Source organism: Thalassospira sp. SM2505 (assembly GCF_054901115.1).
This window is the reverse complement of the sequence record NZ_CM142731.1, coordinates 3559148-3575507: the sequence shown is the minus strand read 5'-3', so window position 1 is coordinate 3575507 and position 16360 is coordinate 3559148. Positions and strand designations below refer to the sequence as shown.

General features: G+C 54.5%; 12 protein-coding genes. 5 read left to right on the top strand and 7 right to left on the bottom strand.

Translation table 11 applies throughout. From position 1 onward, the window contains the following. Window positions 1-43: 43 nt before the first annotated feature. Both ACTU44_RS16765 and ACTU44_RS16760 read right to left on the bottom strand, forming a co-directional pair. On the bottom strand, window positions 44-973 hold the full coding sequence (locus ACTU44_RS16765) for a GNAT family N-acetyltransferase (RefSeq protein WP_462096000.1): 930 nt from the start codon (window positions 971-973) through the stop codon (window positions 44-46). A gap of 174 nt (window positions 974-1147) precedes the next feature. After that, window positions 1148-1849, bottom strand: a complete 702-nt coding sequence (locus tag ACTU44_RS16760; RefSeq protein WP_462095999.1) for a hypothetical protein — start codon at window positions 1847-1849, stop codon at window positions 1148-1150. Between the two features lie 304 nt (window positions 1850-2153). Here ACTU44_RS16760 and ACTU44_RS16755 point away from each other — a divergent pair, with 304 nt between their 5' ends. Next, window positions 2154-4424 (top strand): TOMM precursor leader peptide-binding protein, encoded by a 2271-nt coding sequence (locus tag ACTU44_RS16755; protein ID WP_462095998.1) that lies wholly within the window; start codon window positions 2154-2156, stop codon window positions 4422-4424. 6 nt (window positions 4425-4430) lie between these two features. Next, window positions 4431-5933, top strand: a complete 1503-nt coding sequence (locus ACTU44_RS16750; RefSeq protein WP_462095997.1) for a SagB family peptide dehydrogenase — start codon at window positions 4431-4433, stop codon at window positions 5931-5933. 107 nt (window positions 5934-6040) lie between these two features. Here ACTU44_RS16750 and ACTU44_RS16745 read toward each other — a convergent pair whose 3' ends face one another. Next, the gene (locus ACTU44_RS16745) at window positions 6041-7687 is read right to left on the bottom strand and encodes a U32 family peptidase C-terminal domain-containing protein (protein WP_114099463.1); all 1647 of its coding nucleotides are present in this window, start codon (window positions 7685-7687) and stop codon (window positions 6041-6043) included. A 221-nt stretch (window positions 7688-7908) separates the two neighbouring features. Continuing rightward, window positions 7909-8334 carry an acyl-CoA thioesterase gene (locus ACTU44_RS16740; protein WP_114099464.1) on the bottom strand — a complete coding sequence of 142 codons (426 nt, stop codon included), beginning with the start codon at window positions 8332-8334 and terminating at the stop codon, window positions 7909-7911. Between the two features lie 526 nt (window positions 8335-8860). Between ACTU44_RS16740 and ACTU44_RS16735 the strand changes: the two genes are divergently transcribed. Genes ACTU44_RS16735 through ACTU44_RS16725 form a run of 3 tightly spaced genes read left to right on the top strand, consistent with a single transcriptional unit; the run spans window position 8861 to window position 12834 of the window. Further along, window positions 8861-10219 carry an NAD(P)-dependent oxidoreductase gene (locus tag ACTU44_RS16735; protein WP_462095996.1) on the top strand — a complete coding sequence of 453 codons (1359 nt, stop codon included), beginning with the start codon at window positions 8861-8863 and terminating at the stop codon, window positions 10217-10219. A gap of 25 nt (window positions 10220-10244) precedes the next feature. Next, window positions 10245-11522: an NAD-dependent dihydropyrimidine dehydrogenase subunit PreA gene (gene preA, locus ACTU44_RS16730; RefSeq protein WP_462095995.1), complete on the top strand. Its 1278-nt coding sequence runs from the start codon at window positions 10245-10247 to the stop codon at window positions 11520-11522. Between the two features lie 34 nt (window positions 11523-11556). Next, entirely contained in the window at window positions 11557-12834 is a 1278-nt protein-coding gene (locus ACTU44_RS16725) for a Zn-dependent hydrolase (RefSeq protein ID WP_114099467.1), read from the top strand. 93 nt (window positions 12835-12927) lie between these two features. Here ACTU44_RS16725 and ACTU44_RS16720 read toward each other — a convergent pair whose 3' ends face one another. The 3 genes from ACTU44_RS16720 to ACTU44_RS16710 form a co-directional block, all read right to left on the bottom strand. Beyond that, the gene (locus tag ACTU44_RS16720) at window positions 12928-14427 is read right to left on the bottom strand and encodes an alkaline phosphatase D family protein (RefSeq protein WP_336081569.1); all 1500 of its coding nucleotides are present in this window, start codon (window positions 14425-14427) and stop codon (window positions 12928-12930) included. Between the two features lie 138 nt (window positions 14428-14565). Then, window positions 14566-15417 (bottom strand): substrate-binding periplasmic protein, encoded by an 852-nt coding sequence (locus ACTU44_RS16715; RefSeq protein ID WP_258548780.1) that lies wholly within the window; start codon window positions 15415-15417, stop codon window positions 14566-14568. Window positions 15418-15537: 120 nt separating this feature from the next. After that, window positions 15538-16215, bottom strand: a complete 678-nt coding sequence (locus ACTU44_RS16710) for a TetR/AcrR family transcriptional regulator (protein WP_336081566.1) — start codon at window positions 16213-16215, stop codon at window positions 15538-15540. Between the last annotated feature and the right edge of the window lie 145 nt (window positions 16216-16360).

The following is a 16360-nucleotide window of genomic DNA, read 5'->3' as shown; positions in this document are numbered from 1 at the left end:
TATTCAGGCTTTGTGCTGTTGCAGGGAATGTGGGGTCCGCTGATCAGGCCTGCTCGATCTGCGAAAAAAAGTATCGGTAAATTCCGTCGCCATCGCGTTTCCAGCCCATGCGTTCATGCAGCCGGATTGATGCGGCATTGCTGGTGCGTACAAGGCTCCAGAGCTTGTCGATCCCGTTTGCCCTGAAATGATCCATGCAATGGGCGGCGAGCCATTCGGCAACGCCTTTGCCCCAATAGGGACGAATGACAGAAATCGCAGAGAACAGTCCATCTACGCCGCATTCGGCATAGGCAACGATTGTCCCGGTTGCCTGTTCGCGGGCATAGGCAAACCACATGTCGCCATGGACCGACAGTTTGCGAATGTCTTTGCCTTCAAGGTCAGCACAGGCCGGTTCATTGGCAAAGGTTCGGTTAAACAGGGTGGCCAGTTCGGCCTCGATCACCGGATCGGGATGATCGCTGTCGTAATGATGGATGCTGAGCCCTGCGACGGCGGGTTTTGCATAGTCTCCGCCATCCCAGATCATGCGCATCGAATCATATTCTGCCTGATGGGCAAAACCGACTTTTTCATAAAGGGTACTATATTCGGCAAGTTCCGGGGGGGCAAAGGCGACTTGCGTGGTCCATCCCCGTTGGCGAAACAGTATATCGAGATGCTGCTTCAAGGCCCGCGCAACTGTTTCCCTAGGCTGGTTGCGATCAATGAAATAGGAAACCGAGCGCGAATTTTTATCAATGGTCGGCCGCCAGTTGATCTGTGCCAGTCCTATGATCGAAGTTCCATCAAAGGCCATAACCAATCCATCAAGGACCGTTCGATGGTCTTTCAGGATTGGTTGCCAGTAATCATAGAAGGGAGAGCTTTGCTCAAGCACTCCCCAACCGGTCAGCAACGCGCGAAACGGTTCTTCCATCGTGGCGGGATCATATTGTGCGACATGCAAGGCCAAATCGGTGTCAGACATGATATCTCGGCACGCTTTCGATCAGGGCCTGTTTGCAAACAACGGCACGCCAGAGTCCCCGTTCAGGCCAAATGTTGATTATGTGGACTGGCCTGAACGGAATCCTCTTACGTCGCTTCCCCGTCTTCAGGGATGTTCGCACGACGGCAGGTCCGGGCATCTATGTAAGGGAAATTACCATACACCGCATGCCGAGTAGCAGGGTTTCGGGCCGCCGGGAATCGGTGCACTAAGCGTCAGGTCACTGTCAGAGAATTCAGACTTGTCGGCGACCGGTGCACGACACCCTAGACCGCATGAGCAGCTTTGGGTGTGAAAGCCGGGAGGCGGTGCGCTCAGATCAAGGTCGTCAAATTGAACAGACAGTTCATCTTTACCGCGCCTGACGCAAAAACTTGGTGGCTGCGGAAGGGCGGCGTTGAGATTGGCATCGCTGACATCATCACTTTCTGGCCGCAGGGTGCAAATACACTGGCACGGAGCGGGTGGGTGACTTAAAGCCAGATTGCTGTCGCTGAGCTCAGCATTTTCTGGCAGCAAGGTGCAAATACACTGGCACGGAGCGGGCGGGTGACTTAAAGCCAGATTGCTGTCGCTGAGCTCAGCATTTTCTGGCAGCAAGGTGCAAATACACTGGCACGGAGCGGGCGGGTGATTTAAAGCCAGATTGCAGTCGGTGACATCATCACTTTCTGGCCGCAGGATGGTAATACACTGCCCCGGAGCGGGCGGACGACTGAAAGCCAGATTGTTGTCGCTGACGTGATCATCGTCAAACAGACGAAGGAAAGCTGGTGTCGGCAATGACCCTGCAGCGAGATTTTCCTGTGTCATATCCAGAAACTCCTGAAACCGGTTGCCAGATATCAGTGTCATGCTGGCTATGCCCGGGTTGCCTCGGAAACAGAAATAAACGGTACAAACTTCAAAGGACGCCATATGTGAACCAAGGTTGCCCGACGAAGTGCTTGGGCACCCTTATTTATTCTTGGTGTCACAAACGTTTGGCGCGAAAAATACGCTAACATATGTCTAATATACTGTGCAACGCAGATTGCGCGATTTTTCCGATTGTGCATTGATATTTAGTTGTTTTTGCTCTTGCGTAAAAGATGCAAGGCAGGGCAACCTGATCTGAGATCTGGACGGTTATAACAACACTTGCAGGGGAAGAATGGCAATGGCGGAAGATCAGAAATACCTTGCGATTGCCCCACACTTCACCCTGCACACAATTGGCAATCACACCTACTTGCTATTGTCGGAAACCCAAAGCTTTCGCCTGAATGGCGAAAGATACGGGATTTTGTTCCCCTATCTTGATGGACGTCTGCGCGAGCAGGAGATTATCGCCCGGCTCGGTGATCGCATTCCGCCTGCGGATATATCCGAGATGATCGCGCATATGCGTAAGCGGGGCTATGTCGTTGCGATTGATCCATGGGCGGATCATGCCCGATCTGCATATTGGAGCGCCAATGTCTTGCAACCTGATGAATGTGAAAGCTTTGCCCAGTCGGTCAAGCTTGGCGTTGTCGGGCTGGGTCGCGATGGGGCTGCCGGGTCGGTGCAGGCGTCCGAACTTGCCGCGATGCTTATAGCGCAAGGTTTCAGCATTACCGATTTTAAAAATGCCAATCTGACCATTGTTCTGACCGAAGACTATCTGCAACCGGCACTTTCGGATTTCGCCCGCATGGCGGCTAAACGCGAAATGGCATGGGTGCCGTTCAAGCCAGGTGGATTAAACGCATGGTTTGGGCCCGTCATTGGGGCTGATAGCGGTGCGGGCAATTGTTATTTCTGTCTGGCAAGGCGACTGGCCGAACATCGTCAGGGCGATACAGTGGCCCCGGCATCACCAGAAGGTGCCCGTCCGGCACGGGCCTTTACCAAGGCCAGTCTGGCGGTTGCATTTGGTCGGGCGACGCTTGAAACGGTGCGTCTGAGTTTTGGCCTGTGCGAAGATCTTCGCACGAAGTTGCAGGTCTGGTCGTTAAGCGATGGGGTGAATGAGCAGCATGGCGTGCCGTTATTTGCCGATTGTCCCGAACATGCTCTGCAGTCAACACCGCAAACACCCGATCAGATGCATCGACCAATCACCCTGTCACGGATCAAAAATCAGGATGGGGCGGATGGCGGTTGGCGGGCGCTGACCCCGGAACAGGCACTGGCGAGACTGGAACCGATTGTCAGCCCCCTGACCGGGATTGTTGGCCATTTGCACAAGGCTGATCTGGCGGAGGGGCTGCATGTTTATTCCGCCTCGCAGGGACGCCGGATGTCGATTGATCCACGTCAGAACCGATCGCTTGGGCGTCCGGGCGGGGCCGCAGGAAAGGGGTTAAGTGACAGTCAGGCCAAGATCAGCTGTCTGGCCGAGGCTGTTGAACGCTATAGTGCGCAATGGTCGGGCTCCGAACCCCGCCATCAGGCAAGCTGGCGGGAAATTCGCGAACATGCCCCGCATCCAGCTTCGTTTCTGGAATATGCCGCGCAGCAATATCAGAACCGCGAAAGCCTGAACCGGAATGCTACCACGATGGCCCGCATTCCCGAACCGTTTGACGAGACAGCGGTGATTGACTGGACCCCGGCCTGGTCGCTGCGGGATCACGCGCCGCGCTGGGTGCCGACCCGGTTCTGTTATTACGAATATCGGGGTAATGCGCCCGGTGATCATGATTTCTGTATGGCGGATTCAAATGGCTGTGCGACAGGTGGCAGCATCGAAGAAGCAATTCTGCAAGGTTTCCTTGAGCTGGTTGAACGCGATGCGATTTCGATCTGGTGGTATAACCGCCTTGTGCCACGGCGCGTATCGCTTGACGGGCTTGATGATGCGTTTGTTGCCAATATGCAGGCCCATTACCAGTCACTGGGACGAACGTTCTGGGTGATTGATCTGACCACCGATCTTGGGATTCCGGTGATGATTGCTGCATCGGCCAAACAGGATGGCAGCCGGGTATTGCTTGGTTTCGGATCACATCTTGACGGGCGGATTGCCGCTTTGCGTGCCCTGACCGAACTCAACCAGATTTTGATGCATGATGATATCGAGCCCTCAACGATCCAGACCAAGGGCGGGATCGAAGATGCTATGATGGAATGGCTGGCAACCGCCAATCTCGCCGACCATCCCTATATTGCCGGGACCGGTGCGGAAAAGTCGGTCGATGATCTTCCAAGCGCCGGGTTTGATACGATTGATCAGGCAGTCCGGTTTTGTGTCGATCGGATGGCAGAAGAAGGGCTCGATACCATTGTTGTCGATTACAGCCGCCCGGACCTGCCGCTTTCCTGTGTTCGTGTTGTGGTGCCGGGGCTGCGTCATTTCTGGAACCGCCGTGCGCCGGGACGGCTGTTTGATGCGCCGGTCAAGATGGGCGCACTTGATCACCCCCATAGCTATGACGATCTGCACCCCTTGGCCTTTTTCCTGTGAGGCGTCATGACTGCGAATGCATCGACTGGATCTGCTTTTTTTGCATCTTCTGACCCCTATCTTGGTATCGGGCTTGGTCCCCATGTTCGGGCGGTCTCATTCGATGAGACCGGTGGGCGCATGGTGTTGAAAACGGCCTTTGGCGATGAACCGACGCTTTATGATCATCCAACCGGTTGGTCAGACCCGCGGTTTGTCGATCTGGTCGCATCCTGGGGTGTCGACAATGGGGTGCCGGTTGCAACGCTCTGTGAACAGATTGGCGATATCTGCCCCGAACTGAACGAGGAACAGGTTTGGAAAAAGGCCGATCAATTGCTACATGAGCTGGCCAAGGTTCAGGCGTTGCAGTGGTGGTATTGGCCAGATAAATCTTCTGGTGCGCCGCTGTGTCATATTGAGTCAGGGTCGCGGCTTTATTATACGCCGCTTGAAATCGGGGCGGCGCCCGAGGATGCAGAGATTTCGCGCTTTGCCTTTGTTCAGCGCGAAGGCGGCAAGACAGTTCTTGAAAACTGTGAGATCGGTGTGCGGTTGGTGCTTGGTCCGCAGGGTGACGGGTTGCTGGCCCACATCTTTGGCGATCCGAAGCATGGCAATAGCATGAATTCAGGCGATGAAGGCAAACTGGCCTATCCCGGTTTCTGGCATTTTCTGTGGCGGTTCGGCTTTTTGCAAAGCCCGTCTCATGACAGTTTTGATCGTCAAAGCTGGGAATTTCATGAACGGCTGTTCCATTCCCGATCCCGCAGTTTTCTGGATCAGAGAATGATTGGCGGGACCTATCGGTTCAAGGACAAGGTGCCATCCCTACCCGCGATCAAGGCGCCAATGTCTGCCCACAAGATCGCATTGCCGCGCCCGGATGACAATTCAGCCGATGCCAAGCATAAGCCACTGTCGCTTTATGATGTGATGGATGCGCGCAAATCCATCCGCGAACCGGGCGCTCGCCCGCTGAGGCTTGATGATCTGGGCAGTTTTTTATGGCGGTCTGTTTCTACCCGCAAACATATCAAGCATGGCACGTCGCAGGATTTGCTGGAACGTCCGGTTCCTGCCGGTGGCGCGATCCACGAGATCGAAATCTATCTGGTCATCAATCGCTGCGATGGTTTGAAACCGGGCATCTATCATTATCAGGGGGCGGAACATGCACTTTATGCCTTGCCTGCTCGTGAACAGGTGCGCAAAGCCATCCTTGGTGTGGCAAGCGGTGCCACGGGTCTTGGTTCCAAGTTACCCGATAGTCTGATCGTGATGGCAAGCCGGATGCCGCGCCTTGGCTGGAAATACCAGAATCTCTGTTATCGGCTTTCGCTGCTCAATGCAGGGGTGATGATGGAAGCCTTCTATCTGGTGGCAACTGAAATGGGGTTGTCGCCCTGTGCCACCGGAAGCGGCGATAGCGCGCTGTTTGCGCTTGCCACAGGTCTTGGCATCGAGCATGAAACCGCGATTGGCGAATTCATCCTGAATGGCCCGCCGATCAAGAAATCCTATCACTGATCCGGGCTGAAGTGATCCGGGGACTGCCGACTTTGGATTTGGTGGGCCAAACAAAAAACCGCCGGGATTGACCGGCGGCTTTGTGTGATCAGCAATCTGAAGAATGCTTATTCCGCAGCAATCGTCTTGCCGTCTTTTTCAAGCATCTCGCCCTGTTTGCGTTTGGCAAGGATTTCGCGTGCCTTGGCATAGGTATCATCGTGCCAGAAGATCAGGCAACCGTTACAGCCACGGCCACAGCAACCCTTGGTGCCCACGCGCGGGGTACGGAAAGAACGTTCTTTCTGACGATCATCAAGGGCGGTCTGAAGCGCATCGCGTTTGGCGTCATAGCGGTCTTCATTGCCTTTGCCCATCTCGATCTTGTGGCCTTCCTGATCAAGTTTCAGGCGCTGCCATTCGTCTTCCGAAAGGGCTTTTTCCTTGCGCACGATGGTCATCGGAAGCACTTCGCGACGCAGGAATTCCGGGTCTTCCTGTTCAAACAGCGAGAACGGAAGGCGGATGCGCGGATGGGTATTGGCGTGGACAGCTTCGCCGACCTTGCCGGTTTTGGCGTCGATGAATTCATACATGCGGATGAAAATGGTCTGACGCGAGCGCGGCGGGACGATTTCAATCACGTCACCGGGCAGCATGCGGTTCTTGACCGACATGATAAAGGCGTCGTCTTCGACTTCCTCGATCATTCCGGCAAATTCCCAATCCGACACATTGGTGTTGCTGTCATAGCCATGCGCATAGTTGGTCAGACGGCCATCATGGAAGGCAAGGGTGTAACCCCGGTTCGGAATGGTCGACAGTTCCTTCATATATTCGTCGGCTGACCAGTTTTCCGGATCCTTGTACCAGTCATCAATCGCCATGCGATAGGCACGGGCAACGAGGCCGGCGTAATAGGGGCTTTTGCCGCGGCCTTCGACCTTGAGGCTGTCGACGCCGATTTTCAGGTAATCTTCAAGCTTCGGCATGATGCAAAGATCACGCGAGTTCAGGATATAGGAGCCGCGTTCGTCTTCCTGAATTTCCATCAGCTCGCCCGGACGCATGTCTTCTTCAAGGAAGAAGTCAAACATCTCAAGGTTTTCTTCGGTCAGGTTCAGTTCCTTGACCGTGCCGTCCTTGAGCTTCATATGGACTTTGTATTTCCAGCGGCATGAGTTCGCACAGGCCCCCTGATTGGCGCCACGTTCGGCCATGAAGTTCGACAAAAGGCAACGACCCGAATAGGTCATACACATCGAACCATGCACAAAGGCCTCGATCTTGATGTCCTGGCATTTTTCGCGGATTTCGGTCAGCTCGGCATAGGAAACCTCGCGGCCGAGCACCACAAGCTTTGCCCCGATGCTTTGCCAGAATTTCACCGACTGCCAGGAACAGACATTGGCCTGTGTCGAAACATGCAAATCAAGTTCCGGCGCATGTTCACGCACAAACATGAAAACACCGGGATCAGCAACGATCAGACCATCCGGGCGGACCTTGCGCACGGTATCGACATATTCCGGAAGCTTGTCGATATCCTTGTTATGCGAAAACAGGTTCAGCGTCAGATAAACGCGCACACCGTGGCTATGGGCAAAGTCGATACCTTCGACCACGTCTTCAAGCGACAACTGGCTTTTGACACGCAAGGACAGGTCGGGCGTGCCCATGTAAACGGCGTCTGCACCATAAAGCACAGCCACTTTCAGTTTTTCGAGCGAACCTGCCGGCATCAGCAATTCGGAACGGCGCGATTGATTACTCATCACTTGGGTCTTTTCGTCGGTATGCGGGAAATCTCTCTGTCCCGTTTCTTATGGGACTTGGCGCGCTTCATAACATGGCGCGACCAGATTTCCGACCAAAATCGCATATTCAAGCCCGTTTGCATAGGTCGCAGCCCTGCGTACCCGCCATGCCCGGTGCGCAGGGCTGCGGATTATCGTATGCCGACAGGGGTGTTGATTGCTGCCAGACCGACGCTCAATCAGGCTTTGGAAACCGGATCCTGCGGATCGGGATCAATCGGGCGCGGACGGCCTTCATCGTCAAGGGCGACGAAGGTAAAGACGCCTTCGGTCACTTTATCGGACGTTTCGGCAAAGCGTGTCTGACGCCAGGCTTCGACATTGATGCGAAGCGATGTGCGCCCGGTATGGATGATTTCGGTAAAGAACGAAACTTCATCACCGACATGCACCGGGCGCAGGAACGACATGGTATCGACAAAGACCGTGGCGGTTCTGCCCTTGGCCCGGCGTGCGGCTGCGGTACCCGCCGCAAGGTCCATTTGCGACATCAGCCAGCCGCCAAAGATATCGCCGCTCGGATTGGTATCAGAAGGCATAGCAACGGCCCGGACCGAAGGTTGACGATCAGGAAGGATGTCCGTTGCGGTTTCTTTTGATGTCATTACAGGCGTTCCGAAATGGGTTATTCGCGCAACGTTACTTTAGTTTATCTAATTAAAGCCAGCGTAAAGTATTGCCAAATCAGGGCTCTACCAGATGTCACGTAGTCTGAAACACAATGCGGACCGGGCCGTGTCAGAGGTGAGTTTCAAGGGGAATTCAGCCATATTCAGAGCCTGACAAGAATTCGGATTTTTAATCTTGACCAAATGATCAGGATTGGACATGCTGTATCTGTCAGAGAGAGGCATCTGTACGTGTAATCAACCGGGGATAACCCCGAAACTATAATCACACGACAGATTAGATACTGGGAAAAGTCCGGCATTGTCCGGACGGATACGCCAAGAATGTCAGAACAGGAAGACCCAGAGTTGGTCGGGCCCGCCCGTCCGCGCACGCCATAAATCTATCCTGATCCCGTATGCGGGATCGCAGTGCCCGCGCTGGTCAGACTGTTTTTGCATTCTTGTTTTGTCTCTCGATGACATCAGGAGAGGACGCCTTTTTGGCAGGGAGACAAAACCAATGACCACCTTGCAGGCCAAGCAAGTTTCCAAATCCGGTGCCATCCATGGTGGGGCCGGGCACAATGCAGCAGATGACGGTTTTTCCGATCTGCATCCGGCATATTCCACCCTTCAGGCAATGGCAGAAAGCAATCGCTGCCTCTATTGCTATGACGCCCCTTGTGTCACCGCATGCCCGACATCAATCGACATTCCGACCTTCATTCGCAAGATCAGCACCGGCAACCCGGATGGGGCGGCAAAGACCATTTTGTCGGCCAATATCATGGGCGGCACCTGTGCCCGTGCCTGCCCGACCGAAGTTCTGTGCGAACAGGCCTGTGTGCGCAATGTCGCCGAAGATACCGCCGTTGAAATCGGAAGCCTGCAACGCTTTGCCGTTGATCATCTGATGGCGCGCGATCTGCCCCATCCGTTCAAGCGTGCGCCGGAAACCGGCAAGAATATTGCCGTGATCGGGGCCGGTCCGGCGGGGCTTTCATGTGCGCACCGTGCCGCCATGCTGGGTCACAATGTGACCGTATTCGAAGCCAAGGCAAAGCCGGGTGGTCTGAACGAATATGGTCTGGCCGCCTATAAGATGACCAATGATTTCGCCCAGCGCGAAGTTGAATTCCTGCTTGGCATCGGCGGCATTCGCATCGAATACGGCAAGGCGCTTGGCAAGGATATCAGTCTTGCTGCCCTTAAGGATTCCTATGACGCGGTATTTGTTGGTGTCGGTCTTGGATCGACCAACAATCTTGGACTTACGGGCGAAGATTTCCCGGGCGTTGATGACGCGATCAGCTTTATCGAGAAGCTCCGTCAGACCGAACCGAAATCCGACATGCCGGTTGGCAATAATGTGATTGTCATTGGCGGCGGTAACACCGCAATCGATGCCGCAGTTCAGGCCAAACGCCTTGGTGCCGATGAAGTCACCCTTGTTTACCGTCGCGGTGCCGAAAACATGTCGGCGACCGAGTTCGAACAGGATCTTGCGAAAACCAACGGTGTTGTCGTTCGCTATTGGGCCAAGCCCGTTGCGATCAAGGCCAATGGCAAGCTTCTGGGCATGGAGTTCGAGAAAACCGAACTGGATGCCAGCGGCAAGCTTGTCGGTACCGGCGAGACCTTTGAAGTGCGTGCCGACCAGATTTTGAAAGCCATCGGACAGAAAATTAAAACCGATGACCTTACCGGAATGGAGATCGCCGGTGGCAAAATCGTGGTCGATGAAAACTATCAGACAACAGCCCCGGGCGTGTTCGCCGGTGGGGACTGCATCAAAAGTGGCGAAGACCTGACTGTTCAGTCGGTCGAGGACGGCAAACAGGCCGCCATCGCCATCGATGCATTCCTGAAATCCGCTTGAACCGTAGCCAAAGGGAGAGAGAAAAATGGCTGATCTAAGCTGCAAAATCGCCGGAATTGATTCGCTTAACCCGTTCTGGCTGGCTTCTGCACCGCCGACCGACAAGAAATACAATGTCGTTCGCGCCTTTGAAGCAGGTTGGGGCGGGGTTGTCTGGAAGACGCTGGGCATTGATCCGCCCGTGATCAACGTATCGTCGCGTTACGGTGCCCATCATGACCAGAACCGCCGTCTGCTTGGCATCAACAATATCGAACTGATTTCCGACCGGCCACTTGCCGTCAACCTTCAGGAAATCCGCGAATGCCGTGCGGAATATCCCGATCATGTCATTATCGGATCGATGATGGCCCCGATCGAGGAACGCGCCTGGAAGGACCTTGCCCAGCAGATCGCCGAAAGCGGTGTGCACGGGATCGAACTTAACCTTGGTTGCCCGCATGGCATGTGCGAACGCGGCATGGGCTCGGCCATTGGTCAGGTGCCTGAAATGGTTGAGCAGGTCACCCGCTGGGTCAAGGAAAGCGTTGATATTCCAGTCTTTACCAAACTGACGCCAAACATCACCAATATCCTGTGGTCGGCCGAGGCTGCCTATAAGGGCGGGGCGGATGCGGTATCACTGATTAACACCGTTAACTCGATCATTTCGGTCGATATCGATCAGATGGTGCCCGAACCGATGGTCGATGGCAAAGGTACGCATGGCGGTTATTGCGGATCGGCAGTCAAGCCGATTGCACTGAACATGGTTGCTGAAATCGCGCGCAGCCCGGAAACGAAGAACCTTCACATTTCCGGTATCGGTGGCATCACCACCTGGAAAGATGCGGTCGAATTCATGGCGCTGGGGTCTAACGCGGTTCAGGTTTGTACCGCTGCGATGATCTATGGCTTCCGTGTGGTCGATGATCTGATCGACGGCATGAGCCAGTGGATGGATGACAAGGGCTACACCAGTGTCGAACAGTTCACCCGTGCCGCCGTTCCGCAGGTTGCGGACTGGAACGAACTGAACATGAACTTTGACACCAAGGCCGTGATCAACCCGGATAACTGCATCGAATGCGGCCGTTGCCATATCGCATGTGAGGATACCTCACATCAGGCAATCACCATGACCAACAAGCCTGAAGGCGGTCGTCTGTTCGAGGTTGTCGACGAGGAATGTGTTGGCTGCAACCTTTGCTATCACATCTGTCCGGTGCCCGATTGCATCACGATGGAACCGGTCAAAACCAACAAGCCGCCAATGACCTGGCCGGAACATCCATTGAACCCGATGCGTATGGCTGCGGAATAATCCATCAGCGCCACCAACCTAAAAGGATTGAATAATGACTCTTCAACCCAGTGTTCGAAATCTGTCAATTGACGGTGACCGCCTTTGGGACAGCCTGATGGAAATGGCCAAAATCGGCAAAACTGCAAAGGACGGCGTATGCCGTCTGGCGCTGACCGATCTTGACCGCGAAAGCCGCGATCTGTTTATCAAATGGTGCGAGGCCGAGGGATGCTCGATCCGCATCGACAAGATGGGCAATATCTTTGCCCGTCGTGAAGGCCGCAACCCCGACCTGCCACCGGTCGTGATGGGCAGTCACCTTGATAGTCAGCCGACCGGCGGTAAATATGACGGCGTTTATGGCGTGCTCTCGGGGCTTGAAGTCATCCGTGCGCTCAATGAAGCCAAATACGAAACCGAAGCCCCGCTGGAAGTCGTGTGCTGGACAAATGAGGAAGGCTCACGTTTTGCACCGGCAATGGTGGCATCAGGCGTTTTTGCCAAGGTGTTTGACCTTGAATACGGTCATTCACGGGCTGATGTCGACGGCAAGACCATGGGCGAGGAACTGACGCGGATCGGCTATATGGGCCCGGACGAGCCGACCATTGATGCCCATCCGATGGGGGCCTATTTCGAAGCCCATATCGAACAGGGCCCGATCCTTGAAGACGAAGGCAAGGATATCGGTATCGTCACCGATGCACAGGGGCAGCGCTGGTACGAAATCAAATTCACCGGTGTTGAAGCCCATGCCGGCCCGACCCCGATGAAAACGCGCAAGGATGCGTTGCTTGGTGCGGCACGCGTGATTGATCTGGTCAACAAGATCGGTCTGGATCGATCCCCGCTTGCCTGTGCCACGGTGGGCATGATGCAAATCCATCCGAATTCACGCAACGTCATCCCGGGTGAAGTCTTCTTCACAGTTGATTTCCGTCATCCCGATGATGCGGTGCTGGCCGATATGGACAAGGCCCTTCGCGAAGGGGTGGAGAAAATCGCAGCCGAGATCGGCCTTCAGACCGAGCTTGAACAGATTTTCTATTACGCCCCGGTTCCGTTCGATGCGTCCTGTGTTGATGCGGTACGCAAGGGTGCGGAACTTGGCGGGTTCTCGGCCCGTGAAATCGTGTCGGGTGCCGGGCATGATGCCTGCTATCTCGCACAGGTCTGCCCGACGGCAATGATCTTTATCCCCTGTGTGGACGGTATTTCGCACAACGAAATCGAGGAAGTCCACAAACACTGGTCGGATGCTGGCGGACAGGTTCTGCTGCACGCGGTTCTGGCCAAGGCTGACGAAACCGTCATGCAGAAATCAGACTGATTTCAGGATTTTCGATCTCCCGTGGCTGACCATGCAGCCACCCAGAGCGGGGCGGGTTTTATACCCGCCCTTCTTTTTGTCCGGATTTCGGGACTAGGCCGGGACCGGGTGAATGACCTTGGTAAAGGGTTCTTCCTGTCCCTCGGCAATCCAGTGCGCCCAATAGCGGTTCTGACCATTGCGGTCGTCGGGCTCCAAACACAGGAAGTTGCGCGCCCCGACAAATTTGACATCCGCCCCCGGCAGATTTGCCATCCGTGACTGAATGCCCGGATCAATTTCCTTGTCGTTATCCAGCAGGTGGCGAAGGGCAAACAGTACCATCTTGCTTGGGGCCGGATGGACGATGGCCGATGAAATCAGCTGATTGATGACGCGCGTTTTGCCGTCATATTCCATGCGGTCATTTTGCAGAATACCAAGGGCTGCGACATGAACATCGCCCGACAGAATGGTGATCCGCATGCCGGTTTTCTGGAAATCAAACAGGCGGTGAACCATGCGGGTGCGTTCGCCCTTGTGGCTTCGGCTGCTCCAGTGATCCTGAAGATCGTCTTCCAGTTCCTGTTGGCCGGGCACCACGCCAAGCAGGCTTTCAAGTACATTGAAATCGGGATAGACCACCGGAATGCTCGACATCACAAACAGATGTTTGATGTCGGCCAGACCCGAAACCCAGTCATAAATCTGTTTCCAGTGATCGTTTGACAGAACCTGACGCTGGCTGCGTTCGGACCGCATATCAAGGCACAGAATGGCGGTATCGCCAATCACATGGCCCATCGAAAACCCGTAATCGGGGGCCAGATAGGCGTCCGGCTTTTGACCGCCCGGCGCAATATGTTGCTGAAAGACGCCAAAGGCCTTGGTTGCGATGGCACCGATCCCCTGAAATACCGCACAGTCCTGACGCGCAGGCGGGTAGGAACCCCAGCCATCAAAGATGTCATGGTCATCCCAGATCGCAATCGACGGGATGCTGGCCATCATGGCGCGGACTTCCGGCTGTGCCCAGCGTTCGGTGTAAAGGTTGAAATAAAACGCCTCGACCTGCTTTTCCATGATCTTGGTAAAGCTTGCCTTGTTTGCAGCGTCGTTGGGTTTGTTGTTCCATTCCTTGATGGATGGCACGACTTCCCAGATGGAATCCGCATAGACCTGATCGCCGCCCAAAAGCATCAGATGGATGGGCTTGTTGTCATGGCGTTTGGCCATTTCCTGCCACATCCGGTTTTTGACCTCGACACCTTTCATGACCTTTTGCGATGAAAACCCGTTGCAGGATGCATAGGACATGTTGGGTGCATCCCCCTTGGCGGGCAGGTGGATGTCATAATAGACGCCATCTTCAAGGCTGTAGGTCAGGGTGGCGGGGCTGTCGGAAAGCGGGGTTTCAAAGGCAAGACAATGGGCAAAGTGCTTGCCGTTTTGCCAGATCGTTTCCGGCTGACCCGCATTGGCTGCATGGGCGTTCGTAAAGAATATCGGGCAGGGCTGATCGCTGTCGGTGACGATCAGGGCACTTAGTTTCCAGCGATTGCTGGCCTTGTCATATCCCTTGAATGACAGAACGGGTCCCATCAGGATTTTCATTGATCCTCCCCTGCGGTGCGGGCCGCAAAATAAAAGTTTTCCTGAATATAGCTTTGACAACTTTAAGTCGAAATCGACCGCAGGAAAAGAGGGCAGGGGCAAACATTCCTTATTCAAGCTGCTGATGGTCAGATCATCCTAGCTGCCGCTTTCGGCATTCAGAATGATGTGATTCTGTGTCCAGAGTTCGAGTGTGCCGTCTTCATCAAGGGCCTCGATCAGCAGATTGATATTTGCAATGTCGCGCACACAGGGGCTTGAGCGGGAAAACAGGAAAAGGACCTCGTTACGGACCAGTGGCGGTTCAACGGCTTTGATCTTGTCGGTCAGTTTGTCACGATACAGGTTGCTCAGACCGTCATAGCGGCCCAGCATGACGTAATCGACGCGACCATTGAGCAGGATATTGAAAATCTTGTTACCGGTCGGCGAGAAAATCATATCAAGATTATCCTGCGCATAGCGATCCAGTTTGTCGCCATAACTGCCCCCTTGCGGGCGGGCACCGGTATAGCCGATCAGGTCTCGCAGTTCTTCGACATCAAAAAGATTGTCATGTCGTTGAAAGACCATGATGTCATCGGACGCAAAAGCCGTGCTGTAGTGGAACATCTGGTCGCGTTCCGTGGTGAAATAGGCTCCGGCAATGACATCAAGTTCACCCTGTTCGAGCATCTGCAAGGCGCGGGTCCAGGGAATTTCAAGCTGAAGCGACAGATGCGTGCCGGTCTGGGCGCTATAGCGACGCAAGATATCAATCGCAACCCCGACCTGCCGGCCGTCGGCATCAATATAGGAAATCGGTTCCCACCCGTCCGCTCCGCCAACAGACATGGTACTGCAAGGCCGCATCAGCGTGCCGTTCAGGGGGGATTTTTCAGATCCATCCGCCGCAAGCGCAAGGCCGTCAAACAAGGAAATCAGGCCACCAACAAGGATGACTGCGATGCAAGCTCCTGCGACGCGGGTCGACGATATGTGACGCGTCATTTTGGTCCCGGGCAATCATGTTGCAGATACTGCGTCTACAGATTTGTCCGGTCGGACGTTTGCACAACTATGCAGAAGTGGTGCCAGCCCACCCCCTTTGAGGTGGTTCCTGGCGAATGATCAATTAAGCCCGACGCCTTTCAGGATGATTTTAACAACATTTTCCTTGGCCTCGGCGAACTGTTCTTCGCTAAGCGGCTTGTCATTGTTGAAAATCTCGATCTGGCGGCCAAAGTCGGCATAATGCTGGGTGGTGGCAAAGATCATATACATCAGCGAATAGGGTTCGATGTCATCCATCTTGCCTTCGTCGATCCAGCCCCTGATCACCACAACACGGCTATCAAGCCAGTTCTTGACGGTGGTCGAGATGTAATCGGACGAGAATTTGGCCCCACGTATGATTTCATGGGCCCAAAGGCGCGAACCATAGGGGCGGGCACGCGACAAATCCATCTTGGCTTCGATATAGCCGCGCAGGATCACGGCCGGGTCGGCACTGTTGTCAAAGGTCATGGCGGCTTCAAGCCAGTGATCACAGACATCTTCCATGATCCGGCGATACAGCGCCTCCTTGGTGCTGAAATAGTAATGCACGTTGGCCTTGGGCACATTGGCGATTTCGGCAATACGTGCGGTGGTCGCCCCCTTGAAGCCGTAATCAGCAAAAACCTGTTCTGCGGCGGCAAGAATCTGTTCTTCGTTTTCCTGTCGGATCGCGGCCTTGTGTGCCCCGTTTACTGCGGGTTTGGCGCCCATCCGTGTGTCCTGTTTCGAGCCGCTTTTTACTGAGGTCATTCGTGCTCTCTGATTTGTGTCATTTATCTTGACCGTTTGGTCAGGTTAAAATAACCTCTACCACAAATATGCAAAAGAAACTTTTTTATGCGCGTCGTTCTTGACCAGGGTCGAGAGTCGGGTTTGTCCGAAATATCGAACAGCA

Coding starts and splice junctions, on each gene's coding strand:
- ACTU44_RS16725 (WP_114099467.1), top strand. CDS start 11,557: ATGACTCTTCAACCCAGTGTTCGAAATCTGTCAATTGACGGTGACCGC.
- ACTU44_RS16740 (WP_114099464.1), bottom strand. CDS start 8,334: ATGACATCAAAAGAAACCGCAACGGACATCCTTCCTGATCGTCAACCT.
- ACTU44_RS16765 (WP_462096000.1), bottom strand. CDS start 973: ATGTCTGACACCGATTTGGCCTTGCATGTCGCACAATATGATCCCGCC.
- ACTU44_RS16745 (WP_114099463.1), bottom strand. CDS start 7,687: ATGAGTAATCAATCGCGCCGTTCCGAATTGCTGATGCCGGCAGGTTCG.
- ACTU44_RS16750 (WP_462095997.1), top strand. CDS start 4,431: ATGACTGCGAATGCATCGACTGGATCTGCTTTTTTTGCATCTTCTGAC.
- ACTU44_RS16720 (WP_336081569.1), bottom strand. CDS start 14,427: ATGAAAATCCTGATGGGACCCGTTCTGTCATTCAAGGGATATGACAAG.
- ACTU44_RS16760 (WP_462095999.1), bottom strand. CDS start 1,849: ATGACACTGATATCTGGCAACCGGTTTCAGGAGTTTCTGGATATGACA.
- ACTU44_RS16755 (WP_462095998.1), top strand. CDS start 2,154: ATGGCGGAAGATCAGAAATACCTTGCGATTGCCCCACACTTCACCCTG.
- ACTU44_RS16735 (WP_462095996.1), top strand. CDS start 8,861: ATGACCACCTTGCAGGCCAAGCAAGTTTCCAAATCCGGTGCCATCCAT.
- ACTU44_RS16710 (WP_336081566.1), bottom strand. CDS start 16,215: ATGACCTCAGTAAAAAGCGGCTCGAAACAGGACACACGGATGGGCGCC.
- preA (WP_462095995.1), top strand. CDS start 10,245: ATGGCTGATCTAAGCTGCAAAATCGCCGGAATTGATTCGCTTAACCCG.
- ACTU44_RS16715 (WP_258548780.1), bottom strand. CDS start 15,417: ATGACGCGTCACATATCGTCGACCCGCGTCGCAGGAGCTTGCATCGCA.